Here is a 24,500-nt window from a genome sequence, read left to right on the forward strand (position 1 = left end):
GCTCCTATTCTGCTGCCACGGGCACTGCGGCCCGGGCAGATTGGGTCTCAGCCGTCTCCGCCAGCGGCGGGGTGATCCAGCGCAGGCGCAGCGCGTTGCTGAGGACAAAGACGCTCGACAAGGCCATGGCCCCCGCCGCCAGCGCGGGCGACAGCAACCAGCCGGTAAGCGGATAAAAGGCGCCCGCCGCCACCGGGATCAGCAGCACGTTGTAGCCAAAGGCCCAAAACAGGTTCTGCTGGATATTGCGCATGCTGCGTTGACTCACGTCGATGGCATTCACCACGCCGCGCAGGTCGCCGGACATCAGCACCACATCTGCCGCCTCAATCGCGACATCCGTGCCGGTGCCGATGGCGAGGCCGACATCCGCCTGCGCCAGCGCCGGGGCGTCGTTAATGCCGTCGCCGACAAAGGCCACTGGGCCAGCTTCCGCCTTCAGCGTGTCGATGGCAGCGACTTTGCCGTCTGGCAGCACCTCGGCCACCACCCGGTCGATCCCAAGCCGTGCGGCGATGGCGTCTGCCGTGCCTTGATTGTCGCCCGTAATCATCGCGACCTTGAGGCCAAGATCATGCAGGGCGGCAATGGCCTCTGGCGTGCCGGGTTTGACCGGGTCGGCCACGGCGATCACGGCGGCAAGCTTGCCATCTATGGCGGCATAGAGCGGCGTCTTGCCCGCCGTGCCGTAGTCCGCGCCAATTTGCGCTGCATCACCAAGGGCGAGGCCATCGCGGGTCATCAGTCGGTCGGCCCCCACGCTCACCCGATGCCCCGCCACCATCGCGCTGACGCCATAGCCGGTGTGGGACTGAAAATCGGTGATCTCTGTCGGGACATTGCCCGCCCGTTCGGCCCGTCGCAAAATCGCCTGCGCAATGGGGTGTTCCGAGCGCGCCTCAACCGCGCCGATAAGCGGCAGCACCTCGTCTTCGGTAAAGCCGTTCAGCAGCGTGAGGTCAGTCAACTCCGGCTGGCCTTTGGTCAGCGTGCCGGTCTTGTCCAACGCCACGGTCTTTACGTCATGCAAGGTCTGAAGCGCGTCGCCTTGCCGGAACAGCACCCCAAGCTGCGCCGCGCGGCCCGTGCCCACCATAATGGAGGTCGGCGTGGCCAGCCCCATGGCACAGGGGCAGGCAATAATCAGCACCGCGACCCCGGCGACGAGCGCGTGGCTCAGCGACGGGCCAAAGGCCAGCCAGACGCCAAAGGTCACCAATGCCACGGCGATCACCGCGGGGACGAACCACAGGGTGATACGGTTCACCAAGTCCTGAATGGGCAGCTTCGCGCCTTGTGCCTCTTCGACCATGCGGATGATCTGCGCGAGCATCGTGTCGCCGCCGACTTTGGTGGCGCGGAAGGTGAGGCTGCCGGTGCCATTGACCGTGCCGCCGACAACTTCGGTGCCTTCGACCTTCTCAACCGGCACCGGCTCGCCGGTTATCATGCTTTCATCGACATAGGACCGGCCCGAAGCCACGACCCCATCGGTGGCGATTTTTTCGCCCGGGCGCAGGTGGATGATGTCGCCCGCGACGATCTCCTCTACCGGTAGTTCGACCACCGCCCCCTCACGTTCCACCCGAGCGCTGCGGGCGCGCAGGCCGATCAGCTTGGCAATCGCCGCCCCCGTCCGGCCCTTGGCGCGGGCCTCAAGGAAACGGCCCAAGAGGATCAGCGTCACGATCACCGCGGCGGCTTCGAAATAGACCACCCGGCTGCCTTCGGGCAGCACAGAGGGTGCAAATAGCGCAGTGACCGAGAAGAGCCACGCCGCGCCAGAGCCAAGCGCCACCAGCGAGTTCATATCTGGCGCGCCTTTGAGCAGGGCAGGGAGGCCCTTAAGGTAGAACTGTCGTCCCGGCCCGATCAGGACCAGCGTGGTAAGGACAAACTGCAAGAGCCAAGACGTCTCTGTCCCGATGGTCGCCGTCACCCAGTGGTGAAAGGCGGGGATCAGATGGCCGCCCATCTCCAAGATAAAAACGGGCAGGGTGAGCGCGGCAGCGATAAGGGTTTTGCGTTTCAGATGTGTCGCTTCGGCCTCCTTACGCGCCGTTGCGTCCTCTGCGGCTGCATCCCCGGCATCAAGCGTTGCGGGATAGCCTGCCTGAGCCGCGGCGGCCTGCAGCGCGCTCAGCACGTCGGGGTGGTCCAAAGCCTGCACCTGCGCCTCTTCCGTGGCGAGGTTCACTGACGCCGAGACCACGCCCGGCACATTGGCCAAGGCCCGCTCCACACGGCCCACACAGGAAGCGCAACTCATATTGGCGATGCGCAAGCGATGCGTGACCAACCGCGCGGGGTAGCCCGCCTGGGCCATGGCCTCGACCATCTGCAGTGTATCCACGTCAGCGTCTGTGGTGACTTTCACGCTTTCCGTGGCGAGATTGACCTGGGCTTTGCGCACGCCCTCAACGCCGCCCAGCACCTTTTCCACCCGTCCAACACAGGACGCGCAACTCATGTTTTCGACACCGAATGTCAGCGAAATCTGATCGTCCATTTCCGGCCCTCTGGTTCAAGTTGCTCCTCATATGGGGCTTCCAGTCACTGGAGGGTCAAGGGGTATCGGCGGAAAACTTGTCACGCACATTGCCACGTGAATGCGCTCAAAGGCCCGGCACGGTCGTATTACATGATGAGATGAAAGTGGTGCCCCCACACGGACTCGAACCGCGGACCTACTGATTACAAATCAGTTGCTCTACCAGCTGAGCTATAGGGGCACTGAGGGCTCATTTAGAGAAAGCGCGCGGGGGGTGCAAGAGGAGAAATGCGTCTTTCTTTGGGATTTTACACTGGCATCCAGAGCGGCTATTTACCCTTAAGGATTTGATAGTTGATCGGAATATCATGCAGCTCGTTTTGCATACTGGCGTTCATTTTACCGAAGACGAGCGGCTGCTGAAATGTCTGCTGCGCAATCAGGATGATTTCGCCAGCCGGGGAATCAAAGTGCCGGGGCCGAGCACCTATCGCAACCTGTTCCGGGACACGCTGAACGCGATGCACAAGACGGCCCCCTCGGAGGTTGCGCGCGATGTGCTGCTGGATGCGATTCTCGATGATGGCTCCGCCGAGCGGGTGATTTTGTCGGACGCGAATTTCTTCCGCTCGCCCGCCACGGCCTTGCAGCAGGGGATGCTCTATTCAGCGGCGCCCGTTCGGATGATGCGCATGGCGCAGCTGTTTCCAGACGATGACATCAGCATCTTCATGGCGATCCGCAACCCGGCTTCGTTGGTGCCGGTGCTGTTTGAAAAGGCCGCCGATCAGTCTCCCGATGCTTTTTGGGGCGATCGGGATCCGGAGGATTTGCGTTGGTCCGAGACCATCCGCCTGCTGCGCGAGACCGCGCCGGAGATTCCGGTCACGGTCTGGTGCAATGAAGATGCACCGCTCATCTGGGCGCAGGTGATCCGCGATATGGCGGGTCTTACGCAGGATACCAAAATCAAAGGCGGCTTTGATCTGCTACATTCGATCATGTCGGCGGAGGGCATGCAGCGCTTCCGCGGCTATCTTGACACGCACCCCGATATGTCCGAGGCGCAAAAGCGCCGGGTGATCACGGCCTTTCTTGATAAATTCGCGCTGGAAGAAGAGATCGAAGAAGAAATCGACATGCCCGGTTGGACCGAGGAACTGGTCGAGGAGATGACCGCGATCTATGACGCGGATGTCGAAGTCATCCGCGCCATTCCCGGGGTCACGCTGATCACGCCTTAGGGCGCAGCGAGTTCGGTGATGACGTCATATGCCATCGCCACATCTTCGGCGGTGGCGGTGAAAGCGCCTGCTTGAAAGCGGATCACCAAGTTCCCGTCAATGCGGGTTTGCGTGAGGTAGATGCGCCCGTCGGTGTTGATCCGGTTCACGAGGTCTTGGTTATGCGCATCGAGGTCATGCACCCCGGCAGGCGCGTGGCGAAAGGTGAAGAGCGACAGCATCGGCGCGGTCACGATCTCGAAATTTGCCGTATCATCCAACCGCGCGGCGAGGTCCTGCGCCCATGTCACATGGTTGCGGATCATCTCGCGCAGACCCTCCAGTCCGTGCGCCCGGATCAGGAACCATAGTTTCAGCGCCCGGAAGCGACGGCCTAGCGGGACCGACCATTCGGAGTAGTTCACGATCCCATCCGCACCGTGGGTCTTGAGGTATTCCGGCTGGATCGCCAGCGTGCGCACCAAATCTTCGGGGTCGCGCAGGAAATGCGTGGTGCAATCAAACTGCGCGCCCAGCCATTTATGCGGGTTCAGCACAACGGAATCGGCACGCTCCACCCCGGCCCAGAGGGTGCGAAACTCGGGGCAGATCATCGCAGAACCGGCCCAAGCGGCGTCCACATGGATATAAAGCCCCTCGGCCTCGGCCACATCCATCACGGCGGCGATGTCATCGCTGGCCCCGGCGCTGGTGCCACCGGTGCAGGCAATGATCCCGGCGGGCAGGTGGCCCGCGGCGCGGTCAGCGGCAATTGCGGCGCGCAGGGCCGTTGCATCCATCGCACGGTTTGGGCCTTGGGTGGGGATGCGGATCAGATTGTCTTCGCCGATCCCCGCGATCCAGATCGCCCGGTCGATGGAGGTATGCACCTCGGCTGAGCAATAGACCCGCATTTGCGGTTGGCCCGCCAAGCCCGCTTTGTTGCCCTGCCACGCCAAAGCCCGCTCGCGCATGGTCAGCACGGCGCAGAGCGTGGCGGAACTGGCGCTGTCTTGGATCACACCGGTAAAGCCATCCGGCAGGCCCACCGCCTGACGCATCCAGTCGCAAACCCGCGTTTCCAACTCGGTCGCGGCGGGCGAGGTCTGCCACAGCATACATTGCGCCGCGATGGCCGAGACGAAGTATTCCGCCAGCACTGACACGGGGGCGGCATTGGCCGGGAAATAGGCAAAGAAGCGGGGGTGCTGCCAATGGGTCATGCCCGGCATGATGGTCTGCTCAAAATCGTCAAAGATTGCCTGCATCGCCTCGGCGCTTTCCGGTGGCGTGGAGGGCAGGGCGGACAGGACGGCCCCCGGCGATACCTGCGCGCGTACGGGACGGTTGCGCAGACCTGCGTGGTAATCGGCAGCCCAATCAGCGGCGCGGCGGCCCCAGTGGCGGAAGTCTTCCCAATTCATCGCAGGTCCCCGGCACAGTTCATCCTCGGCGTGTAACGCATCTTATTCCCTCTCCCTGATCCCGGTGCCTGCATCTGCTCTTCAAGAAACGGCGCGCAGCGGCTATGCTGTTGTGACCGCTCCACAATCGGAACGGTGTTCGACTTGGTAAGTAGCGATCAGGAGCCCGTCAAGAATGGCCACCCAACCCCCTCTGCGCCGCACGGCCCGTACCCTGCCGATTGCCCTTTTGCGCGCACGCGAACGGGTGATGGGTCCGATCCGCGAAATCCTCAACGAAAGCGGGATTTCCGAGCAGAAGTACCGGGTGATCCGGGTCTTGGACGAGGCCGGACCGATGGAGCAGACGGCGCTGGCCAATGCCTCCTGCCTCCTTCTGCCCAGCCTTACGCGCATGTTGCGTGCGATGGAGGAAGAAGGGCTGCTCACCCGTGCAAGTGATCCCAATGACGGGCGTAAGTCCATCGTAACGGTGACCGACGCAGGGCAGCAGATTCTGCAGGATCATGCGGATGACGCTGCCGCCCTCTTTGCCGATCTTGACGAACGCTTTGGCAAAGAGCGGATGGAAAAGCTTCTAGATATGCTCGAAGACCTCGTGGCCCTGGATATGCGCGAAAAGGGCGAGCGCTAGTCCGCCTTACCCCGGCGTACCGCGCAAATGCCAGCCAGCGCCATACGCTTGGCGTCAGCCTGCGTTGCGGGGGCGCCCTGCTGCGCTAAAGCCCGCATATACAAAGACGCTTCCGCCTCTGGCCCAATCACCGCCAAAGTCTGCCCCAGCCAATAGGCCCGTGCTGCTGCCAGTTCAGCGCCAATCAGCGTCCCTGCCAACCGCGCCTGCGCGGTGGGGCCGGGCATCTCCCCAAGGGCGCGGTCCGCGCGCAAGGAGGCCAGTCGTCCGGCCAAGCGCTCGGGGCGCGAGAGCCCGTCGCTTAAGGCTTCGTCAAAGGCTGTGTCATCAAGTGCTGTGTCTTTGGGGGCAGGGCCCTCGGCGCCGAGTATTGCGATCAACTCACCCGTCAGGAAGCTCTGAAAGCTGACCACTTCGCCCGCGCTGATCTGCGCCCAAACTGATGTTGCACCGGGCAGGCAGATCACGCCGTCCCAGTCCTTATTCAGACTAAGGAACCCGGCGATCCGGGTCTCGGCACCTTGCAGTAAGCCGCTCGGCTCGCGTTGGCGCAGTCCGGGGATGATCTGAAGATCAAAACTCTCGGTCTTCACCGCCACCGTGTCAGGCGCAATCGCGTCGCAGGGCACGGGGCGCGGGGTCGCTTCGGACCATGTGACGGGCAGGCCGGCAACAAAGACTGGCAGGCGGCGGGGTACTTGCAAGTCGGCAGTGAGGCTGGACAGGGCGTCGATGAAACTCTCAAGACTGTCGACCGAGGCTGCACCTTCACAACTGTCCAAGACTGCGCTGCCCTGCATCGCCCAGACTGACAAATGACCGTCGAGCCATTCCACAGCCAACCAATCCGCTTGTGCCGCCTCCGCCATTGCGTTGCCTTTCTGCGTTGAACTCCAAGGAGGCATAGGCTTTGAGGCTCAGAACTTCAATCCGCCGCTAGCCGGATCTCGCTGCTGCGCGGCATTGCTTTAAGCCTAAAATATTTATCCTTGAACGAAAAGCCGACTCACCATACGCTCCCTCCAAACCGAACCAGAAGGGATTTTCGATGCGTGCAATCTGTCTTGGCGGCGGCCCTGCGGGGCTGTACTTCGCGATCTCGCTGAAACTGCGTCAGCCCGATGCTGATGTGACCGTGCTCGAGCGCAACCGCGCCGATGATACATTCGGTTGGGGCGTGGTGCTCTCGGACGAAACGCTCGACAATCTGGAAGCCAACGATCCTGTCTCGGCCAAGGAAATCCGCAGCCATTTCGCCTATTGGGACGACATTGCCCTACATCATAAGGGCAATACGATCCTGAGCTCCGGCCACGGTTTCTGCGGCATCGGGCGCAAGCGGCTCTTGCTGATCCTGCAGGAACGGGCGCGCGAGTTGGGCGTGAACCTGCAGTTTGAGACCGAAGTCAAAGCCGCCTCCGAATATATGAACGACTACGATCTGGTGGTTGCGGCGGACGGGCTGAATTCCAAAACTCGCATGGAGTTCGAAGACACCTTTAAGCCCGACATCGACGTGCGCCGCTGCCCCTTTGTCTGGCTCGGCACGCACCAAAAATTCGACAACGCCTTCACCTTCATCTTTGAGAAGACCGACAAGGGCTGGATCTGGGTCCACGCCTATCAGTTCGACAAGGACACGGCGACTTTCATCGTCGAATGCAGCCAAGACACCTTTGACGCCTACGGCTTTGGCGAAAAGACCCAAGAAGAGACCATCGCGATCTGTGAGGAGATCTTCAAAGACCACTTGGGCGGCCACAAGCTGATGACCAACGCCACGCATATCCGCGGCTCGGCTTGGATCAAATTCCCCCGCGTGCTCTGCGAAAACTGGAGCCATGAGAATGTCGTGCTCTTGGGCGACGCCTCGGCCACCGCGCATTTCTCGATCGGCTCGGGCACGAAACTGGCGCTGGAATCGGCGATCTCGCTGGCGAAACACGTCAGTGATGACGCCGATCTGCCCACAGCCTTTGAGAAATACGAAGAGGCGCGGCGGCTGGAAGTGCTGCGCCTGCAATCAGCGGCGCGCAACTCGGTCGAGTGGTTCGAGGATGTCGAGCGCTATCTCGACCTCGACCCGGTGCAACTGAACTATTCCATGCTGACCCGCAGCCAGCGGATCAGCCATGAAAACTTGCGCGAACGAGACGCGAAGTGGTTGGAAGGTGCCGAGAAATGGTTCCTCGAACAGGCGGGTGCCGACACCAACGGCCCGGTCCGCGCCCCGATGTTCGCGCCGTTCCAACTGCGCGAGATGAAGCTCAACAACCGCATCGTCGTCTCGCCCATGGCGCAATACAAAGCCGTCGACGGCTGCCCGACCGACTGGCACCTCGTGCACTACGCCGAACGCGCCAAAGGCGGGGCAGGGCTGGTCTATACCGAGATGACCTGCGTCTCGCCCGAAGGCCGCATCACGCCGGGCTGTCCCGGTCTCTATGCGCCCGAGCATGAGGCCGCGTGGCAGCGTCTGACCGATTTCGTCCATGCCGAGACTGAGGCTAAAATCTGCTGCCAGATCGGCCATTCGGGGCGCAAAGGCTCGACCCAACTGGGTTGGGAAGAGATGGACGCGCCGCTGAAGGCTGGCAACTGGGACACCATTTCCGCCTCCGCGATCCCATGGTCCGAGAACAACGCCGTGCCCAAGGCGGCGACCCGCGAGGACATGGACAAGATCCGCGACGAATTTGTCGAAGCCACCCGCATGGCCGAACGCGCCAACTTCGACATGGTCGAACTCCACGCGGCCCACGGCTACCTGATCTCCTCCTTCATCTCGCCGCTGTCGAACCAACGCGAGGATGAGTATGGCGGCAGCTTGGAAAACCGCATGCGCTACCCGCTGGAAGTCTTCAAAGCGATGCGCGACGCATGGCCCGAGGAAAAGCCCATGGCGGTCCGCATCTCGGCCAATGACTGGGTCGAAGAGGACGGCGTCACCCCCGAAGAAGCCGTTAAAATCGCCCGCATGTTCAGCGAGGCGGGGGCGGACATCATCGACGTCTCCGCAGGCCAGACCTCCAAACAAGCGCAACCGGTCTATGGCCGCATGTTCCAGACCCCGTTCAGCGACCGCATCCGCAACGACGGCGGCATCAAGACCATGGCCGTGGGCAATATCTATGAGGCCGACCACGTCAACTCGATCCTGATGGCGGGCCGCGCCGATCTGGTCTGCCTCGCCCGTCCGCATCTGGCCGATCCTTACTGGACGCTTCATGCTGCGGCCTCCATCGGCGACCGTCATGCCGACTGGCCGCTGCCTTACGGCCCCGGTCGCGATCAGGCGTGGCGTCTGGCGGACCGTGCCGCCGAAATGGAGAAAGTATGAGCCATATCGTCATCACCGGCGGAGGCTCTGGCGTGGGCGCCGAGATCGCCCATGCCGTGGCTAAAAGCGGCGCCAAAGTTACCATCATGGGCCGCCGCGAAGCACCTCTGCGCGAGCAAGGGCTGCCGTTTCAGACCTGCGACGTGACCGACGCGGATGCTGTGCAAACGGCCTTCGCCGCCGCGCGCGCCGCGAACGGCCCGATCACCGGCGTCATCGCCAATGCAGGCGCCGCCCACTCCGCCCCATTCGACAAGATCACCGCGCAGGACATGAGCGACATGCTCGCCGTGAACGTCACTGGCGTGTTCAATGTCTGGCAAGCCGCACTCGCCGAGATGAAAGAGGCCAAGCAAGGCCGCCTCATCGCCGTGGCCTCCACCGCCGGGCTCAAGGGCTACCCCTATGTAGCGGGCTATGTCGCGGCGAAACACGGAGTCGTTGGCCTGACCCGCGCGCTTGGGCTGGAACTGGCGCGCACGGGCATCACCGTCAACGCGATCTGCCCCGGCTTCATCGACACGCCGCTTCTGGAACGCTCGGTGGAGAACATCACTACCAGCACCGGCAAATGCGCCGATGAAGCTCGCGCCCTGCTGAAACGCGCCAGCCCCCAGAACCGCTTTGTGGAGACCTCCGAGGTCGCCGCCGCCGCCCTCTACTTGCTGTCCGACGCGGCAGCGGCAGTCAACGGGCACACGCTGTCCCTATCGGGGGGCGAGGTGTGAGCGACGCGGCCAAAGATCGCCTGCGCCTCTGGCTACGCCTTCTGAAGGTCGTGCGCGGCATCGAGCAGGACCTGCGCGACGAGCTCCGCCGCGCGCATAACACGACCCTGCCGCGCTTTGATGTAATGTCGGCCCTGTCGCGCCACCCCGAGGGGCTGAAGATGAGCCAACTGTCCGGGGTGCTGCGGGTGTCCAACGGCAATGTCACCGGCATCGCCGACCGGCTGAGCGAAGAAGGCTTGGTCGAGCGCATCCCCGTGCCCGGCGACCGTCGCGCCATGATGCTGCGGCTGACCTCAGAGGGCGCGACAGAGTTCGCCCGTCAGGCCGAGGCACATCAGGACTGGATCAACGAAAAACTGCGCGACGTCTCGCCCGAAGACGCCCGCGCCATGGCAGCACGGCTACAGGCCTTCGCCGCCAAGTCAGAACAAAAGGAACAAGTAAATGCGCAGTGATGTCAAACACTTCCAATGCGAAATTAAAGACCGTATCGCCACCGTACGGCTGGACCGCCCCGACCGTAAAAACCCGCTGACTTTTGACAGCTACGCCGAACTGCGCGATTGGTTCCGCGATCTGGTCTATGCCGATGACGTCGATGTGGTGATCTTCGGCTCCAATGGTGGCAACTTTAGCTCCGGCGGCGATGTGCATGATATCATTGGACCTTTGACCCGAATGAACATGAAGGAACTGCTGCGTTTCACCCGTATGACCGGCGATCTGGTCAAAGCGATTGTGAACTGCGGCAAGCCTGTCATCGCCGCTGTGGATGGCGTTTGCGTCGGCGCTGGCGCTATCATTGCCATGGCCTCCGACCTGCGTCTGGCCACGGCAGAGGCCAAGACGGCCTTCCTCTTCACCCGTGTCGGCCTCGCGGGCTGCGACATGGGCGCCTGCGCAATCCTGCCGCGCATCATCGGCCAGACCCGGGCGGCGGAACTGCTCTACACCGGGCGCGCAATGACGGCGGAGGAAGGCGAACGCTGGGGCTTCTACAACCGGCTGGTCACCGGCGAAACGCTGGAAGATGAAGCGCTGAAACTGGCGCAGAAAATTCAGGCAGGCCCGAATTTTGCGCATATGATGACCAAGACGATGCTGGCGCAGGAATGGGCGATGTCCATCGAACAAGCGATCGAAGCCGAAGCGCAGGCACAGGCGATCTGCATGCAGACCGGCGATTTCGAGCGCGCTTACAATGCCTTTGTCGCCAAAGAGCGTCCGGTTTTTGAGGGCGACTGAAGTGATCCAAAGCCAAATGATAAAACTACGCGGGGAGGCGTAAACCATGGCTGACAAGAGTTTTCTCGACTGGCCGTTCTTTGAGCCGCGCCACAAGGAACTGGCACTGGCGCTGGACGACTGGGCCGGCAAAGAACTGGTGAATGTCGATCACGGTGACACCGACAGCGCCTGCCGCGATCTGGTGACGATGATGGGCCAAGACGGCTGGCTGCGCCACAGCGGCGCCGAGGGCGACGAGGTGCTCGACGTCCGCACGCTCTGCCTGATCCGCGAAACACTGGCGCGCCACGACGGGTTGGCGGATTTTGCCTTTGCCATGCAAGGGCTTGGCACCGGGGCGATCTCTCTGTTCGGGACCGATGAGCAAAAGGCCGAATGGCTGCCCAAGACGCGCTCGGGGCAGGCGATCTCGGCCTTTGCGCTCACTGAGCCGCAATCCGGCTCCGACGTGGCCAACTCCACCATGACAGCCAAGGCGGACGGTAACGGCTATGTGCTCGACGGCCGCAAGACGTGGATCTCTAATGGCGGCATCGCCGACGTTTACACCGTCTTCGCCCGCACCGGCGAAGCACCGGGCGCCAAGGGGCTCTCAGCCTTCATCGTGCCCGCCGACACGCCCGGGCTGAAGGTAGAGGAACGCCTCGAAGTCATGGCCCCACACCCGCTGGCCACACTGCATTTCGACGGCGTAAAACTGCCCGGCTCGGCGCTTTTGGGCGAGGCGGGGCGCGGCTTTGCCATCGCCATGTCGGTCCTCGACGTCTTCCGCTCCACCGTCGCCGCCGCCGCTCTGGGCTTTGCCCGCCGCGCGCTGGACGAAGCACTGGCCCGCGTGACCTCCCGGCAGGTGCAAGGCGCGCCCCTGAGCGAGTTGCAGATGGTCCAAGGCCATATCGCCGATATGGCGCTCGACGTTGATGCCGCTGCCTTGCTCGTCTACCGCGCCGCCTGGACCAAGGACAGCGGCGCGCCGCGCGTCACGCGCGAGGCGGCGATGGCGAAGCTCTTTGCCACCGATCAGGCGCAGAAGGTCATCGACAAAGCCGTCCAACTGCACGGCGGCGACGGTGTGCGTAATGGGGAGGCAGTCGAGCGACTTTACCGCGAAATCAGGGCCTTGCGCATTTACGAAGGCGCGTCGGACGTGCAACGTGTTGTCATCGCGCGCCAGACATTGGGAGCCATGGGATGAAGCTGTACCAAAGTGCACATGAAGACACTTTCGCCCGCGACAACCTGCCGCCGATGGACCAATGGCCAGAGTTCAACCTCTCTATATTTAACTACCCTGAGCGCTTGAATGTCGGCGTCGAACTCACTGATTCTATGGTGGGAAGGGGATTCGGAGATCGAACTGCCCTGATTGGCAACGGTCGCCGTCGCACCTACAAGGAACTGGCGGATTGGACAAACCGATTGGCCCGCGCCATGGTGGAAGACCTCGGGTTGAAGCCCGGCAACCGCGTCCTGATCCGCTCGGCCAACAACCCGGCAATGGTGGCCTGCTGGCTGGCGGCGAGCAAGGCCGGGGCGGTGGTGGTCAACACCATGCCTATGTTGCGTGCCGGCGAGCTTTCGGCGATTGTCGATAAGGCTGAGATCAGCCATGCCTTCTGCGATACGCGGCTGATGGACGAGATGACGACTTGCGCGAAGTCGTCTAAGTATCTCAAGACCGTTGTCGGCTTTGACGGGACCAGCAACCATGACGCCGAGTTGGACCGTTTGGCGCTGGAAAAACCGGTGCAGTTCGAGGCCGTGCAAACATCACAAGACGATGTGGCGCTGCTTGGGTTCACCTCAGGAACGACGGGTAACCCCAAGGCAACAATGCATTTTCATCGCGATCTCCTGATCATCGCGGATGGCTATGCGCGTGAGGTGCTCGGCGTCACACCGGAAGACATTTTTGTCGGCTCGCCGCCCTTGGCCTTTACCTTTGGCCTTGGCGGCCTCGCGGTCTTCCCCCTGCGCTTTGGCGCGGCGGCAACGCTGCTGGAAACCGCCAGCCCGCCCAATATGATCGAGATCATCGAGAAGTATAAGGCGACCGTCTGTTTCACCGCGCCTACGGCCTACCGTGCCATGTTGCAAGCGATGGAAGAAGGTGCGGACCTCAGCAGCCTTCGCGCCGCTGTCTCTGCCGGAGAAACGCTGCCTGCGCCAGTCTATCACGAATGGCAAGAAAAGACCGGAAAGCCCATGCTCGATGGCATCGGCGCGACGGAGATGCTGCATATCTTTATTTCCAACCGTTTCGACGACCACCGCGCCGCCTGTACGGGCAAGCCGGTGACCGGGTATGAGGCGCGGGTGATCGATGCCGTGGGCAATGAGGTCCCGCGCGGTGAAGTGGGCCGTCTGGCCGTGCGGGGGCCGACAGGGTGCCGCTATCTCGGCGATAAGCGGCAGGCGGATTATGTGAAAGACGGCTGGAACATCACCGGCGACAGTTTCACCATGGACGAAGACGGCTATCTGCATTTCGCGGCCCGCAATGACGACATGATCATCAGTTCCGGCTACAACATCGCGGGTCCGGAGGTTGAGGCGGCCTTGCTAAGCCATCCTTTCGTCAGCGAATGCGGGGTGGTTGCCGCCCCGGATGAGGCGCGGGGCTCTATCGTTCAGGCGCATGTGGTTCTCGTCGAGGGCACTGCCGAAGATGCCTTGACGATCAAGACCTTGCAGGATCATGTTAAGGCAACGATCGCGCCCTATAAATATCCGCGCGACATCCGCTTCCTCAAGGAACTACCGAAAACCGCCACCGGAAAAATCCAGCGGTTCGCACTGAGAGAGGGCAAATGAGCACCTTCGACGAAGCCTCAAAAGGCGCCAAAATGAGTTTCGCCAAGGACAAGTCCTATGGCGATTACCTTGGGCTGGACCAGATCCTTACCACTGAAAACCCGCTCGACATGGCGCATGATGGGCTCTTGTTCATCATCCAGCACCAGACCTCCGAGTTGTGGATGAAGCTGGCGATCCATGAGTTGACCGCCTGCCGGGAAGCGCTGCAAGCCGGGGAATTGCGGCAGAGTTTCAAGATGTTGACCCGCGTGGCGCGAATTTTCGAACAGCTCAATTCCGCATGGGACGTGCTGCGCACAATGACACCAAGCGAATATACCGCCTTTCGCCCCTATCTGGGCGCGTCTTCGGGGTTTCAGTCTTACCAATACCGGCTGATCGAATACCTACTGGGCAACCGCATCGCGGCGCTAACGAAATTGCATGAGCATACGCCGGAGCCCCATGCCGCACTGGTGGCCGAGATGGAGAAGCCGAGCCTTTATCAGGTGGCGATTGACCTGATGTGCGAGCGCATGGGCGAGGCCCCCTTGGGCGGCGCGCCGGAGGCGAAGGGCTGGACGCCCAAGCAAGAGGTGCAAGACCTTTGGCAGAAGGTTTATGAAGACCCGACAACCCATTGGGAACTTTACGAATTGGCCGAAAAGCTGGTCGATCTCGAAGACTACTTCCGGCGGTGGCGGTTCAACCACGTCACCACCGTGGAACGTATCATTGGTTTCAAGCGCGGCACCGGGGGCACCTCTGGTGTGACCTATCTGCGCAAAATGCTCGAAGTGGAACTCTTCCCCGAGCTTTGGCATGTCAGAGGAGCATTGTAGGTGTCTAACGTATTGAAAAAAGAAGCCTTCGTCCTGCCTGAGGGCGTCATCTACCTCGACGGAAACTCGCTCGGCCCGCTGCCCAAGGCGGCCGCTGCGCGGGTTCAGGAGATGATCGCCGACGAATGGGGCCAGATGCTGATCCGCGGCTGGAACCAAGCCGGTTGGATGGAGCAGCCCACGCGCGTGGGCAATATGGTCGCGGGCATTGTCGGCGCGCCGGAAGGCTCGGTCGTTATGGGCGACACGCTGTCGATTAAGGTCTTTCAGGCGTTAGCTTCGGCGGTAAAACTGCGGCCCTGTCGCAAGGTGATCCTGTCGGACAGCGGCAACTTCCCTTCGGACCTCTATATGGCCGAAGGCTTGGTCGGGCTGCTTGAGCAGGGCTATGAGCTTCGCACCGTGGCGCCCGAAGAGGTCAAAGACGCGATCAACGAAGACATCGCCGCCGTGATGCTGACCGAGGTCGATTACCGCACCGGGCGCAAGCATGACATGAAGGCGATGACCGAGCTGACCCACGCCAATGGCGCGGTGATGGTCTGGGATCTTGCGCATTCGGCGGGCGCTCTGCCGGTCGATCTTGAGGGCAGTAACTGCGAATTTGCGGTCGGTTGCACCTATAAATATCTCAACGGCGGCCCGGGCGCGCCGGGCTTCATCTATGTGCGCCCCGATCTGGCGGATGAGGTGCAACCGGCGCTTGCCGGGTGGCTGGGGCACCGGCAGCCCTTTGCCTTTGAAGAGAATTACCAGCCTGGTAAGGGGATCGAGCGGATGCGCGTCGGCACGCCGCCGGTGATCCAGCTGACCGCGCTTGAGGTCGCGATGGAGCTTTGGGCTGACGTTGACATGCAAGAGCTGCGCGCGGCCTCCATCGCGCTGCAAGAGCAGTTCATCGAAGAGATCGAGCGCGACGTGCCGCAATTGACCCTCGCCAGCCCGCGCAACAGCGCCGAGCGGGGCAGTCAGGTGTCGTTCCGCTTTGAAGAAGGCTATGCCGCGATGCAGGCGGTGATTGACCGCGGCGTGATCGGCGACTTCCGCGCGCCGGACATCATGCGCTTTGGTTTCACGCCGCTTTATCTCGACGCTGAGGATGTCTCCAAGGCCGCCGCGATTATTCGCGATGTGATGGAAAACCGGCTCTGGGACAACGAAAAATACAAGACCCGCGCAAGGGTGACCTGACAGGGTCAATTCCCCTCGCTAAGCTGGCTAAACGACCCAACAAAGCGGGCCCGTCAAAGAGGCCCAAACCAATCAAGGGAGAACGAAATGAAGATGAAAACACTCGTGATGGCGGCCTCGGTCGCGGCACTGGCGGCAGGCGGCGCATGGGCCGAAGAGGGCAAGGTCAAGGTCGGCATGATCACCACCCTTTCGGGCGGCGGCGCGGGCCTTGGCATCGACGTGCGCGACGGCTTTATGCTGGCGGCCAAGATGGCGGGCAATGAGAACCTTGAGGTGGTCATCGAAGACGACCAGCGCAAGCCCGAGATCGCCGTGCAACTGGCCGACAAAATGATCCAGTCCGAGAAGGTCGACGTGATGACCGGCATCATTTGGTCGAACCTCGCAATGGCCGTGGTGCCGGCGGCGACGGCGCAGGGCAAGTTCTACCTCAGCCCCAACGCTGGCCCCTCTGCGCTGGCGGGCAAGGGCTGCAACAAGCTTTACTTCAACGTCGCATGGCAGAACGACAACCTGCACGAAGCGGCAGGCGCTTACGCCAATGACGCAGGTTACAAGAACACCTTCATGCTGGCCCCGAACTACCCAGCGGGCAAGGACGCGTTGACGGGCTATAAGCGCACCTATAAGGGCGAAGCCGCGGGTGAGGTCTATACCGATCTGGGCCAGACCGACTATGCCGCCCAGATCGCGCAGATACGCGCTTCGGGTGCCGACAGTGTCTTCTTCTTCCTGCCGGGCGGCATGGGGATCTCCTTCCTCAAGCAATACGCCAACTCGGGCGTCGATCTGCCTGTCGTCGGCCCGGCCTTCAGCTTTGACCAAGGCATCTTGCAGGCTGTGGGCGAAGCCGCGCTTGGCATCAAGAACGCCAGCCAGTGGAACAAGGACCTCGATAATGAGGCGAACAAAGAGTTCGTGGCGGCTTTCCAAGAGGAATACGACCGTCTGCCGTCACTCTATGCCAGCCAGGGCTACGACACCGCGAACCTGCTGCTGAGCGCGATGGACAAGGCTGATGTCTCTGACGAGGACGCCTTCCAAGCGGCGCTGAAGGAAGCGGATTTCGCCTCTGTCCGGGGCAAGTTCAGCTTTGGCAACAACCAGCATCCGATTCAGGATTACTACGTCCGCGAAGTGGTGAAGGAGGGCGATGTTTACACCAACAAGCTCGTCGGCCCCTCGCTGACCGATCACGCTGACGCCTACGCGGCTGACTGCAAGATGTAATCCTTTGCGGCCCCGGCGGAGCGTCGGGGCCGACATTTCCACGCATTGACGCCGGGCATCGTCCGGCGCGCCGGGAGGCTTTGCCAAATGTCACTCATCCTGCTCATAGAACAGGTGCTTAACGGGGTCCAATCCGGGATCATGCTGTTCCTGATGGCGGCGGGCCTCACACTGATTTTCGGGGTGATGGGGCTAATCAATCTCGCCCATGGGTCGCTCTATATGGTCGGTGCCTTTGCGGCGGCGGCGGTGGCGGCGGCGACCGGCTCGTTTTTGCTGGCGCTGGTCGCGGCCTTGGCAGCGGCGGCGCTCGCGGGTTGTCTGATCGAAATGACGGTGATCCGCAGGCTTTATGACCGCGACCACCTTGACCAAGTCCTCGCAACCTTCGCGCTGATCCTGATCTTTTCTGAGGGCACGCGGTTCCTCTTTGGCTCCTTCCCGCTGTTTCTCGACATTCCCTCGGCGCTGTCGGGCCCCGTGATGCTGCCGGGTGGCATTCAATATCCGCTGTACCGTCTGGTGATCATCGGCGTCGGTCTGGCGATTGCGGCGGGTCTTTTCCTGCTGATCGCCCGCACCCGCATCGGGATCCAGATCCGAGCAGGCGAGGCCGACCGCGAAATGATCGCCGCCCTCGGCGTTGACATTGCCAAGCTCTACACGCTGATTTTCGCGCTCGGCGCCGCACTGGCCGGACTGGCGGGCGCGTTGGTCGGCGCAATCCAGTCGGTGCAGGTGGGCATGGGCGAGCCGGTGCTGATCCTCGCCTTCGTGGTCATCGTCATCGGTGGCATCGGCTCGATCAAAGGTGCGCTCATCGGCGCGCTGTTGGTGGGGCTGACCGACACGCTCGGCTCGGTGCTGCTGCCGCTGCTTTTCGCCAACTTCATGGAAGCCTCTGCGGCCACCTCGGTCGGCTCATCGCTGGCCTCCATGTCGATCTACATTCTCATGGCGGGGGTCTTGTTGTTCAAACCCACCGGCCTGTTCGGGGAGGCGTAAGATGACCCGCGAAACGATCCTCAACACCTTCCTCTTTCTGCTGCTGCCCGCCACGGCACTGGCCGCCTTTGCGCTGGATGAACCCTTTATCATCACGCTGGCGACCAAGGCCGCGATCCTTGCGCTGGCGGGCGTGGGGCTGAACATCGCCCTCGGCCTCGGCGGGCTGGTCAGCTTTGGCCATGCGGCCTTTTTCGGCCTCGGCGGCTATGCCATGGGCATCCTCGCCGCCCATGCGCAAAGCTACACGCCGCTGATGGAAAGCCCCTTCCTGATCGAAGGCACCAAGTCGATGCCGGTGATCTGGCTGGTGGCGCTTGTGGTCTCGGCCCTCGCGGCGCTGCTGATCGGCGCGCTGTCGCTGCGCACCTCGGGCGTCTATTTCATCATGGTCACGCTCGCCTTCGGCCAGATGCTCTTTTACTTCGCGATCTCCTGGCCCGCCTATGGCGGCGAGGATGGACTGTCGATCTATGTGCGCAACGGCTTTCCGGGGTTGAATACGCTCGACCCGCTGACCTTCTTTGGCATCGCTTTTGTCATTCTCGCGGCGGTCCTGTTCTTTGCGGGCCGTCTCGCCCGCGCGCCCTTCGGGCTGGCGCTTTCGGCGGCGCGGCAGAATGCAGAGCGGGTTGAAAGCGTCGGCCTTGCACCCTTCCGCTTGCGGCTGGTGGCCTTTGTCATTTCGGGCGCTGTGACCGGGCTGGCAGGCGCGCTTTTTGCCGACCTGAACCGCTTTGTCAGCCCGACGATGTTCAGCTGGCAGACCTCTGGGGAGATAATGGTCTTCGTGATCCTCGGCGGGGTGGGGCGGCTCTTTGGCCCGGTGGCCGGGGCTGCGCTGTTTATCTTGCTGGAGCACGTCTTGGGCGGGCTGTCGGAGTTCTGGCACATCTATCTGGGGCTGCTGCTCTTGCTAGTTGTGCTCTTTGCCCGCGGCGGCATGATCGGCCTGATCGCGGGACGGGAGGTGGCTCATGACTGAAGCGCTTTTGGATGTGCGCAATCTGCACAAAAGCTTCGGCGCGTTGAAGGCGACCGATGACGTGTCGATCACGCTGCGCAAGGGCGAGATCCACGCTCTGATCGGGCCCAATGGCGCAGGCAAATCGACGCTGATCAAACAGATCGCGGGCGGGCTGCGCTCGGACAGTGGCACGGTGCATTTTGCCGGGCAGGACGTGACGCCGCTCAGCACCGTACAGCGGGCGCGGGCGGGGCTGGGGCGGACGTTCCAGATTTCCTCGCTGGCGATGGAATATACCGTGCTGCAAAACGCGGTGCTGGGCGCGCTTGGGCAGTCGGGGCGGGTGATGCGGTTTTTCGCCCCGGTGATGCGGCAAGCGGAACTGCGGGACGAGGCGATGCGGGCGTTGGAACTTGTCGGTTTGGCGGAGCACGCCAGCAAGCGCACCGCCGATCTGTCGCATGGCCAACGTCGCCAGTTGGAGGTCGCCGTTGTGCTGACGCTCCGGCCAAAGGTGTTCTTGATGGATGAGCCAATGGCGGGGCTCGGCGCCAGTGGCTCCAAGGAAATGACCGGCTTTCTCGACACGCTGCGGGCCGAGGCGCCGATCCTGCTGGTGGAGCATGACATGGATGCGGTCTTTGCCCTTGCCGATCGGATTTCGGTGCTGGTCTACGGCCAGATCATCGCCAGCGGCACGGCGGCGGAGATCAAGGCCGACCCACAGGTCCGCGTGGCCTATCTGGGCGAGGAGGACGCGGCATGAGCTTGCTGGAACTGAAAGGCATCACCGCCTCTTACGGGCCGACGCAGGCGCTTTTTGGCGTCGATCTGGCGCTCGAGCAAGGCGAGGTCTGCGCGTTGATGGGGCGCAACGGGATGGGCAAATCCTCGACCATCAAGGTGATTTGCCGGATGCTGAAACATGATGGCGGCAGTCTGCATTTCGACGGGCGCGACATCGCGGCGCTGCCCTCGTTCCGCGCGGCCCAAGCGGGGCTTGGACTGGTGCCCGAAGGCCGGCGTTGTTTCGCGCCGCTGACGGTGCATGAAAACCTCATCGCCGCCGCGCGTCCCGGTGACTGGGACGAGGCGCGCGTGGTCGATCTGTTCCCCCGTCTAGGCGAACGCCGCGATCAGGCCGCAGGCTCGCTCTCAGGGGGTGAGCAACAAATGCTGGCGATTGGCCGGGCGCTGATGACCAACCCGAAACTCTTGCTTCTGGACGAGGCGACCGAAGGCTTGGCCCCGGTCGTCCGGCAAGAAATCTGGGCCGCTGTGGCCCAGCTCAAACGTGACAGCGGGCTGGCGCTGCTGGTGGTGGACAAATCCCTCGCCGAGCTGCGCCGCATCGCGGATCACGCCGTCATTCTCGAACGCGGCCGCTCGGTCTGGTCCGGGCCGATGCCCGCGCTCAATGCGCCGGTTGCCGATAAATTTCTGGGTGTCTAACCCGATTGTTAAAAGGAAGATCACATGTCTCATCAAGTCATCCAGCCCGAAGGTTGGGCCCCCGCGAAAGGCTATGCCAACGGTATGCTCAGCGCCGATGGCCATCTCTTTGTCGGCGGCCAGATCGGCTGGACCGCCGAACAGAAGTTCGAATGTCATGACTTCATCGGACAGATGAAACAGGCGTTGCAGAACATCCGCGAGGTCGTCGAAGCCGCGGGTGGCACGCCCGAAGATATCACCCGTCTGACGTGGTATGTCACGGATAAGAAAGAATATCTTGCCGCGCAAAAGGACGTGGGCCGGGCCTACCGCGAGGTGATGGGCAAGCATTTCCCGGCGATGGCCATGGTTGTGGTCGCCGGGTTGGTCGAAGATGAAGCCAAGCTTGAGATCGAAGCCGATGCGGTGATCACGCGCTAACGCGGGTCACACAGCAAAAAAGACGGTCTCGTTCGGCCCCTGTAGGTGAATGTCCAAGCGATAATCACCCGCAGATTGGGGCCGGGCGAGCAGGGTAGCGGCGCGGTTGTCTGCGATCTCGGCCAGAACCGGGTCTTGGGCATTGGCGACATCTTCATCTGCGAAATAGACGCGGGTGTGCAGCCCGATATTGATCCCCCGCGCCACGATCCAAAGCGTGATATGCGGCGCTTGTTGTCCCCCTTGGGGCCATGCAACGGGGCCGGGTTTCACTGTTTTAAAGCGGAACTCACCTGTCTCGGCATCACAGGGGCAGCGGCCAAATCCGCTGAAATGCGGGTCGGCGCCCGGCTGCCCCGCGTGGCGGCCTGCTGCATCTGCCTGCCAGGCCTCGACCAAGGCATCGTGGATCAGATCACCGGCACCGTCAAAGATGCGCCCCGACAGGGTGATGCGCGCCCCTTGGGCCTTGTCGGTGGCCATATCAGCGCCAAGGTCATTCTCATAAAGCCCTGTTAAACCCGCGAAATTCGGTGTGCAGCCGATATGGACGTAAGGCCCTGCGGTCTGGCTGGCGGTTTCGGGATGCTTTGACATCACAGCCCCTCCATACGGTTTTCAAAGAGTGTCTGTTCGCGCCCACGCAGGGTGATATCAAAGCGGTAGGCCAGCGCGTCCATCGGGGCAGTGTTGTCCATGTCCAGCGGTGCGATCAGCCGCTCGACGGCCCGTTTGTCGTCAATCGCCCCGACAATCGGACAGCGCCAAATCAGCGGATCGCCCTCAAAATACATCTGGGTAATCAGCCGCTGCGCAAAGCCCGCGCCGAAGACCGAGAAATGGATATGCGCAGGCCGCCAGTCGTTCGGGCCGTTGGGCCAAGGGTAGGCGCCGGGCATCACGGTGCGAAAGCTGTAGCGCCCCTCGGTATCGGTCATCACCCGGCCACAGCCGCCGAAATTGGGGTCGAGCGGGGCGATATAGCCTTCCTTGGCGTGACGGTAGCGGCCGCCCGCGTTGGCCTGCCAGACCTCCAGCAGCGCGCCTGCGACGGGGCGGCCAAACTGGTCTTGCACCCGGCCATGCACAATGATGCGCGGGCCGATCGCGGATTGGCCGTCTGGGCCGAAGTTGTGCAGCAGATCATTGTCCAGCGGGCCAAGCAGGTCACCGGTGAAAACCGGGCCGCTTTCCTCGCTTGGGGTTGAGGGAAAAGTAATCGGTTCGGCCTGTGGGCTGCGCAGGCGGGAACTGCGATAGGGCGGATGCAGGGCCGCGGGATGGCTTGCAGCGTTGCGCGGCAGATAGGGCCCCGCGTTTTGATCGTCATCTTGCATCTGTGCGTCCTTGCTCTGGTCCCGGATCATGCGTCAGCCTCCGCGCCGGGATCAACCCCTGCGGCGCAGGGCCGGAAGGGCCGATGCAAAGGCCGAGGACACCGCAAAGAGGGCCGCCGCGATGCTCACGATGCTCGGCCCCGTGGGCGTGTCAAATTCCAGCGAGGCCATAAGCCCCCCAAGTGCTGCCACAGCGCCCAGACCCATGGCCCAGATCGCCATGGTTTCTGGCGTCCGGGCAAAGGGACGGGCGGTGGCGGCTGGGATGATCAGCATGGCGGCAATCAGCAGCGCGCCCACGACCTTGATCGCCACGGCCACCATGATCGCCAGCGCCAGCGTGAGGATCAATTGCTCGCGTTTGGGGTTGCCGCCCGAGGCTTGGGCAAGGTCCGGGTTCAGTGTCGCTGCCAGCAGCGCCGACCAGCGCCATGCCAGCAGCAGCGCCACGGCGACGGCACCGCCCCATATTACCGCAAGGTCAAAGCGGGTGACGGCAAGGATCTCGCCAAAGAGATAGGACGACAGGTCGACCCGTTGGCCGGGCAGGAGCGAGACCGCGACAAGCCCAAGCGCCAAGGCCGAATGCGCCATGACGCCCAAAAGCGCATCGGCGCTGACATTGCGGCCCGAGAGCGTGCTAATGACCAGCGCCATTACCAAGGCCACCAAGAGCACGCCCGCAGTGATCGGCAGGTCCGTCGCCAGCGCCAGTGCGACGCCCAGAAGGGCCGCGTGGCTGGTGGCGTCACCAAAATAGGCCATACGGCGCCAGATCACGAAACAGCCCAAGGGTGCTGCGGCCAATGCGACGCCAAGCCCGGCAAGGGCGGCGCGCACAATAAAATCGTCAAGCATTCTCGGTCTCGCGCGTAGTGGTTTTGTCGTGATCTCCATCGCAGGCATCGCCGTGATGGTGGTGGTCGTGATCGTGCCGGTAAAGCGCCAGTGCGCCCTGCGTGCCGGTCCCGAACAGCGCGCGATATTCCGGCGCATCAGCCACGGTTTCCGGCGTGCCCTCGCAACAGACGTGACCGTTAAGACAGAGCACCCGGTCGCTAGCGGCCATGACCACATGCAGATCATGGCTGACCATCAATACGGCGCAGCCCAAGTCTTGGCGCACCTCTTCGATCTGGCGATAAAAGGCTGCAGAGCCGGGCTGGTCGAGACCTTGGGTCGCCTCGTCGAGGATCAGCAGATCGGGTCTTTCGAGCAAGGCACGGGCGAGCAGCACGCGCTGGAACTGGCCGCCGGAGAGGTCGACCATCTGGCGCTCGGCCAGATCCGGTACTCCGGCAGTGGCGAGCGCCGCGCGGATCGCGTCGGGCGTCTGGCGGCGCGGCAGGTTGACGAAACGGCGCACGGTCAGGGGCAGCGTGCCGTCGATCTGCAGTTTTTGCGGTACATAGCCGATGCGCAGACCGGGTTTGCGCGTAACTTTGCCCGCCGCTGGTTTCAGCGCGCCGATCAATGCGCGCAGCAGGCTGGATTTGCCGGAGCCATTCGGTCCGACGATCGTCACGATCTCGCCCGGATCAATTCTGAAATTCACGTCACGCAGAGCGACCTGCCCGTCGTGCCGCAGTGTCAGGCCGCGGGTCTCAATCAGGCTCATGCATCGCTCTCCTGACAGGCGGGGCAGAGGCCTTCGGCCTCGACCACGCTGCGCTCGATCCGGAAACCGGCGGCGCGGGCGGCTTCGCCAAGGCGGCTTTGCGCGGGTTTGGTTTCGGCCTCAGCCACCGAGCGGCAGCCGCGGCAGATGAGGAAGGCCGGGGCGTGGTCTTCGCCCGGTTGTACGCAGCCGACATAGGCGTTCAGCGCTTCGATCTTATGGGCAAGGCCCGCTTTCACCAGAAAATCCAGCGCGCGGTAGGCGACAGGGGGTTGGGTGCCAAGACCCTCTTCTGAGAGGCGGGCGAGCAGGTCATAGGCACCAAGCGCGCGATGCTCGGCCAGCAAAATCTCCAGCGTGCGGCGGCGTACCGGGGTCAGACGCAACCCGCGCGCGGCGCATTGCGCTTCGGCAGCCTGCATGGTGCTGCGCATACAGGCGGCGTGGTCGTGGTCGCTAAACTCGATGGCGCTCATGGGGGACCTCAATTCGTTTCGGTATTGATATATTATAACAGGGGTGTTAGCAAGGTGATATTATAACAT

Annotated in this window: 24 protein-coding genes and 1 tRNA gene; 16 read left to right on the forward strand and 9 right to left on the reverse strand. The window is 62.6% G+C overall.

Annotation, left to right across the window (positions count from 1 at the left end):
• Nucleotides 1-4: 4 nt before the first annotated feature.
• Entirely contained in the window at nucleotides 5-2,509 is a 2,505-nt protein-coding gene (locus BLS57_RS07750) for a heavy metal translocating P-type ATPase (RefSeq protein WP_093740882.1), read from the reverse strand.
• A 147-nt stretch (nucleotides 2,510-2,656) separates the two neighbouring features.
• Nucleotides 2,657-2,732 (reverse strand) — tRNA-Thr (locus BLS57_RS07755).
• 127 nt (nucleotides 2,733-2,859) lie between these two features.
• Between BLS57_RS07755 and BLS57_RS07760 the strand changes: the two genes are divergently transcribed.
• Nucleotides 2,860-3,735 carry a hypothetical protein gene (locus tag BLS57_RS07760; RefSeq protein ID WP_093740884.1) on the forward strand — a complete coding sequence of 292 codons (876 nt, stop codon included), beginning with the start codon at nucleotides 2,860-2,862 and terminating at the stop codon, nucleotides 3,733-3,735.
• Here the strand turns inward: BLS57_RS07760 and BLS57_RS07765 are convergent.
• Nucleotides 3,732-5,138 (reverse strand): pyridoxal phosphate-dependent decarboxylase family protein, encoded by a 1,407-nt coding sequence (locus tag BLS57_RS07765; protein ID WP_093740886.1) that lies wholly within the window; start codon nucleotides 5,136-5,138, stop codon nucleotides 3,732-3,734. The two genes, BLS57_RS07760 and BLS57_RS07765, sit on opposite strands and share 4 nt — an antisense overlap.
• A gap of 175 nt (nucleotides 5,139-5,313) precedes the next feature.
• Between BLS57_RS07765 and hpaR the strand changes: the two genes are divergently transcribed.
• Nucleotides 5,314-5,772, forward strand: a complete 459-nt coding sequence (hpaR, locus tag BLS57_RS07770; RefSeq protein WP_093740888.1) for a homoprotocatechuate degradation operon regulator HpaR — start codon at nucleotides 5,314-5,316, stop codon at nucleotides 5,770-5,772.
• Here hpaR and BLS57_RS07775 read toward each other — a convergent pair.
• The gene (locus BLS57_RS07775; protein WP_167356386.1) at nucleotides 5,769-6,641 is read right to left on the reverse strand and encodes a 2-dehydro-3-deoxygalactonokinase; all 873 of its coding nucleotides are present in this window, start codon (nucleotides 6,639-6,641) and stop codon (nucleotides 5,769-5,771) included. The genes hpaR and BLS57_RS07775 overlap by 4 nt on opposite strands.
• Before the next feature lie 179 nt (nucleotides 6,642-6,820).
• On the opposite strand from BLS57_RS07775, the gene BLS57_RS07780 reads away from it, so the two are divergent.
• From BLS57_RS07780 to BLS57_RS07845, 14 genes are all read left to right on the forward strand, one after another.
• A complete protein-coding gene (locus tag BLS57_RS07780; RefSeq protein ID WP_093740892.1) occupies nucleotides 6,821-9,112 on the forward strand; it encodes a bifunctional salicylyl-CoA 5-hydroxylase/oxidoreductase in 2,292 nt (763 codons plus the stop codon).
• The gene (locus BLS57_RS07785) at nucleotides 9,109-9,840 is read left to right on the forward strand and encodes an SDR family NAD(P)-dependent oxidoreductase (RefSeq protein ID WP_093740894.1); all 732 of its coding nucleotides are present in this window, start codon (nucleotides 9,109-9,111) and stop codon (nucleotides 9,838-9,840) included. The genes BLS57_RS07780 and BLS57_RS07785 overlap by 4 nt, the downstream gene beginning before the upstream one ends.
• On the forward strand, nucleotides 9,837-10,298 hold the full coding sequence (locus BLS57_RS07790) for a MarR family winged helix-turn-helix transcriptional regulator (RefSeq protein ID WP_093740896.1): 462 nt from the start codon (nucleotides 9,837-9,839) through the stop codon (nucleotides 10,296-10,298). The genes BLS57_RS07785 and BLS57_RS07790 overlap by 4 nt, the downstream gene beginning before the upstream one ends.
• Nucleotides 10,288-11,088, forward strand: coding sequence for an enoyl-CoA hydratase family protein (locus BLS57_RS07795; protein ID WP_093740898.1), 801 nt, complete (start codon nucleotides 10,288-10,290; stop codon nucleotides 11,086-11,088). Before BLS57_RS07790 ends, BLS57_RS07795 begins: the two co-directional genes overlap by 11 nt.
• Before the next feature lie 46 nt (nucleotides 11,089-11,134).
• Nucleotides 11,135-12,286 (forward strand): acyl-CoA dehydrogenase family protein, encoded by a 1,152-nt coding sequence (locus BLS57_RS07800; protein ID WP_093740900.1) that lies wholly within the window; start codon nucleotides 11,135-11,137, stop codon nucleotides 12,284-12,286.
• Nucleotides 12,283-13,905 carry an AMP-binding protein gene (locus tag BLS57_RS07805; RefSeq protein ID WP_093740902.1) on the forward strand — a complete coding sequence of 541 codons (1,623 nt, stop codon included), beginning with the start codon at nucleotides 12,283-12,285 and terminating at the stop codon, nucleotides 13,903-13,905. The genes BLS57_RS07800 and BLS57_RS07805 overlap by 4 nt, the downstream gene beginning before the upstream one ends.
• Nucleotides 13,902-14,729 carry a tryptophan 2,3-dioxygenase gene (locus tag BLS57_RS07810; RefSeq protein ID WP_093740903.1) on the forward strand — a complete coding sequence of 276 codons (828 nt, stop codon included), beginning with the start codon at nucleotides 13,902-13,904 and terminating at the stop codon, nucleotides 14,727-14,729. Before BLS57_RS07805 ends, BLS57_RS07810 begins: the two co-directional genes overlap by 4 nt.
• Complete coding sequence (gene kynU, locus BLS57_RS07815; RefSeq protein ID WP_093740905.1) at nucleotides 14,730-15,920, forward strand: kynureninase; 1,191 nt, start codon at nucleotides 14,730-14,732, stop codon at nucleotides 15,918-15,920.
• Between the two features lie 93 nt (nucleotides 15,921-16,013).
• Nucleotides 16,014-17,153: an ABC transporter substrate-binding protein gene (locus BLS57_RS07820; RefSeq protein ID WP_093741216.1), complete on the forward strand. Its 1,140-nt coding sequence runs from the start codon at nucleotides 16,014-16,016 to the stop codon at nucleotides 17,151-17,153.
• Nucleotides 17,154-17,240: 87 nt separating this feature from the next.
• Complete coding sequence (locus BLS57_RS07825) at nucleotides 17,241-18,158, forward strand: branched-chain amino acid ABC transporter permease (RefSeq protein ID WP_093740907.1); 918 nt, start codon at nucleotides 17,241-17,243, stop codon at nucleotides 18,156-18,158.
• Between the two features lies 1 nt (nucleotide 18,159).
• Nucleotides 18,160-19,143 (forward strand): branched-chain amino acid ABC transporter permease, encoded by a 984-nt coding sequence (locus BLS57_RS07830; RefSeq protein WP_093740910.1) that lies wholly within the window; start codon nucleotides 18,160-18,162, stop codon nucleotides 19,141-19,143.
• Nucleotides 19,136-19,891, forward strand: a complete 756-nt coding sequence (locus BLS57_RS07835; protein ID WP_093740912.1) for an ABC transporter ATP-binding protein — start codon at nucleotides 19,136-19,138, stop codon at nucleotides 19,889-19,891. Before BLS57_RS07830 ends, BLS57_RS07835 begins: the two co-directional genes overlap by 8 nt.
• Nucleotides 19,888-20,577 (forward strand): ABC transporter ATP-binding protein, encoded by a 690-nt coding sequence (locus tag BLS57_RS07840; protein WP_093740914.1) that lies wholly within the window; start codon nucleotides 19,888-19,890, stop codon nucleotides 20,575-20,577. The genes BLS57_RS07835 and BLS57_RS07840 overlap by 4 nt, the downstream gene beginning before the upstream one ends.
• A gap of 24 nt (nucleotides 20,578-20,601) precedes the next feature.
• Complete coding sequence (locus BLS57_RS07845) at nucleotides 20,602-21,000, forward strand: RidA family protein (RefSeq protein WP_093740916.1); 399 nt, start codon at nucleotides 20,602-20,604, stop codon at nucleotides 20,998-21,000.
• A gap of 6 nt (nucleotides 21,001-21,006) precedes the next feature.
• On the opposite strand, the gene pcaG is transcribed toward BLS57_RS07845, so the two are convergent.
• The 5 genes from pcaG to BLS57_RS07870 are packed head-to-tail and all read right to left on the reverse strand — an operon-like array spanning nucleotide 21,007 to nucleotide 24,431.
• Nucleotides 21,007-21,597 (reverse strand): protocatechuate 3,4-dioxygenase subunit alpha, encoded by a 591-nt coding sequence (pcaG, locus tag BLS57_RS07850; RefSeq protein ID WP_093740919.1) that lies wholly within the window; start codon nucleotides 21,595-21,597, stop codon nucleotides 21,007-21,009.
• A complete protein-coding gene (gene pcaH, locus BLS57_RS07855) occupies nucleotides 21,597-22,337 on the reverse strand; it encodes a protocatechuate 3,4-dioxygenase subunit beta (RefSeq protein WP_093740922.1) in 741 nt (246 codons plus the stop codon). The genes pcaG and pcaH overlap by 1 nt, the downstream gene beginning before the upstream one ends.
• Nucleotides 22,338-22,388: 51 nt before the next feature.
• Nucleotides 22,389-23,195, reverse strand: a complete 807-nt coding sequence (locus BLS57_RS07860; RefSeq protein WP_208597535.1) for a metal ABC transporter permease — start codon at nucleotides 23,193-23,195, stop codon at nucleotides 22,389-22,391.
• Nucleotides 23,188-23,955, reverse strand: a complete 768-nt coding sequence (locus BLS57_RS07865; RefSeq protein ID WP_093740926.1) for a metal ABC transporter ATP-binding protein — start codon at nucleotides 23,953-23,955, stop codon at nucleotides 23,188-23,190. The genes BLS57_RS07860 and BLS57_RS07865 overlap by 8 nt, the downstream gene beginning before the upstream one ends.
• Nucleotides 23,952-24,431 (reverse strand): Fur family transcriptional regulator, encoded by a 480-nt coding sequence (locus BLS57_RS07870; RefSeq protein ID WP_093740927.1) that lies wholly within the window; start codon nucleotides 24,429-24,431, stop codon nucleotides 23,952-23,954. The genes BLS57_RS07865 and BLS57_RS07870 overlap by 4 nt, the downstream gene beginning before the upstream one ends.
• Nucleotides 24,432-24,500 lie beyond the last annotated feature (69 nt).

The sequence above is a fragment of the Sulfitobacter delicatus genome, from assembly GCF_900102535.1.
In the GTDB taxonomy this organism is placed as follows: domain Bacteria; phylum Pseudomonadota; class Alphaproteobacteria; order Rhodobacterales; family Rhodobacteraceae; genus Sulfitobacter; species Sulfitobacter delicatus.

Bases quoted from the DNA above. Each gene is read 5' to 3' on its own strand.
- BLS57_RS07750 (WP_093740882.1), bottom strand. From the start codon at position 2,509: ATGGACGATCAGATTTCGCTGACATTCGGTGTCGAAAACATGAGTTGC.
- BLS57_RS07760 (WP_093740884.1), top strand. From the start codon at position 2,860: ATGCAGCTCGTTTTGCATACTGGCGTTCATTTTACCGAAGACGAGCGG.
- BLS57_RS07765 (WP_093740886.1), bottom strand. From the start codon at position 5,138: ATGAATTGGGAAGACTTCCGCCACTGGGGCCGCCGCGCCGCTGATTGG.
- hpaR (WP_093740888.1), top strand. From the start codon at position 5,314: ATGGCCACCCAACCCCCTCTGCGCCGCACGGCCCGTACCCTGCCGATT.
- BLS57_RS07775 (WP_167356386.1), bottom strand. From the start codon at position 6,641: ATGGCGGAGGCGGCACAAGCGGATTGGTTGGCTGTGGAATGGCTCGAC.
- BLS57_RS07780 (WP_093740892.1), top strand. From the start codon at position 6,821: ATGCGTGCAATCTGTCTTGGCGGCGGCCCTGCGGGGCTGTACTTCGCG.
- BLS57_RS07785 (WP_093740894.1), top strand. From the start codon at position 9,109: ATGAGCCATATCGTCATCACCGGCGGAGGCTCTGGCGTGGGCGCCGAG.
- BLS57_RS07795 (WP_093740898.1), top strand. From the start codon at position 10,288: ATGCGCAGTGATGTCAAACACTTCCAATGCGAAATTAAAGACCGTATC.
- BLS57_RS07800 (WP_093740900.1), top strand. From the start codon at position 11,135: ATGGCTGACAAGAGTTTTCTCGACTGGCCGTTCTTTGAGCCGCGCCAC.
- BLS57_RS07805 (WP_093740902.1), top strand. From the start codon at position 12,283: ATGAAGCTGTACCAAAGTGCACATGAAGACACTTTCGCCCGCGACAAC.
- BLS57_RS07810 (WP_093740903.1), top strand. From the start codon at position 13,902: ATGAGCACCTTCGACGAAGCCTCAAAAGGCGCCAAAATGAGTTTCGCC.
- BLS57_RS07820 (WP_093741216.1), top strand. From the start codon at position 16,014: ATGAAAACACTCGTGATGGCGGCCTCGGTCGCGGCACTGGCGGCAGGC.
- BLS57_RS07825 (WP_093740907.1), top strand. From the start codon at position 17,241: ATGTCACTCATCCTGCTCATAGAACAGGTGCTTAACGGGGTCCAATCC.
- BLS57_RS07830 (WP_093740910.1), top strand. From the start codon at position 18,160: ATGACCCGCGAAACGATCCTCAACACCTTCCTCTTTCTGCTGCTGCCC.
- BLS57_RS07835 (WP_093740912.1), top strand. From the start codon at position 19,136: ATGACTGAAGCGCTTTTGGATGTGCGCAATCTGCACAAAAGCTTCGGC.
- BLS57_RS07840 (WP_093740914.1), top strand. From the start codon at position 19,888: ATGAGCTTGCTGGAACTGAAAGGCATCACCGCCTCTTACGGGCCGACG.
- BLS57_RS07845 (WP_093740916.1), top strand. From the start codon at position 20,602: ATGTCTCATCAAGTCATCCAGCCCGAAGGTTGGGCCCCCGCGAAAGGC.
- pcaG (WP_093740919.1), bottom strand. From the start codon at position 21,597: ATGTCAAAGCATCCCGAAACCGCCAGCCAGACCGCAGGGCCTTACGTC.
- pcaH (WP_093740922.1), bottom strand. From the start codon at position 22,337: ATGCAAGATGACGATCAAAACGCGGGGCCCTATCTGCCGCGCAACGCT.
- BLS57_RS07860 (WP_208597535.1), bottom strand. From the start codon at position 23,195: ATGCTTGACGATTTTATTGTGCGCGCCGCCCTTGCCGGGCTTGGCGTC.
- BLS57_RS07865 (WP_093740926.1), bottom strand. From the start codon at position 23,955: ATGAGCCTGATTGAGACCCGCGGCCTGACACTGCGGCACGACGGGCAG.
- BLS57_RS07870 (WP_093740927.1), bottom strand. From the start codon at position 24,431: ATGAGCGCCATCGAGTTTAGCGACCACGACCACGCCGCCTGTATGCGC.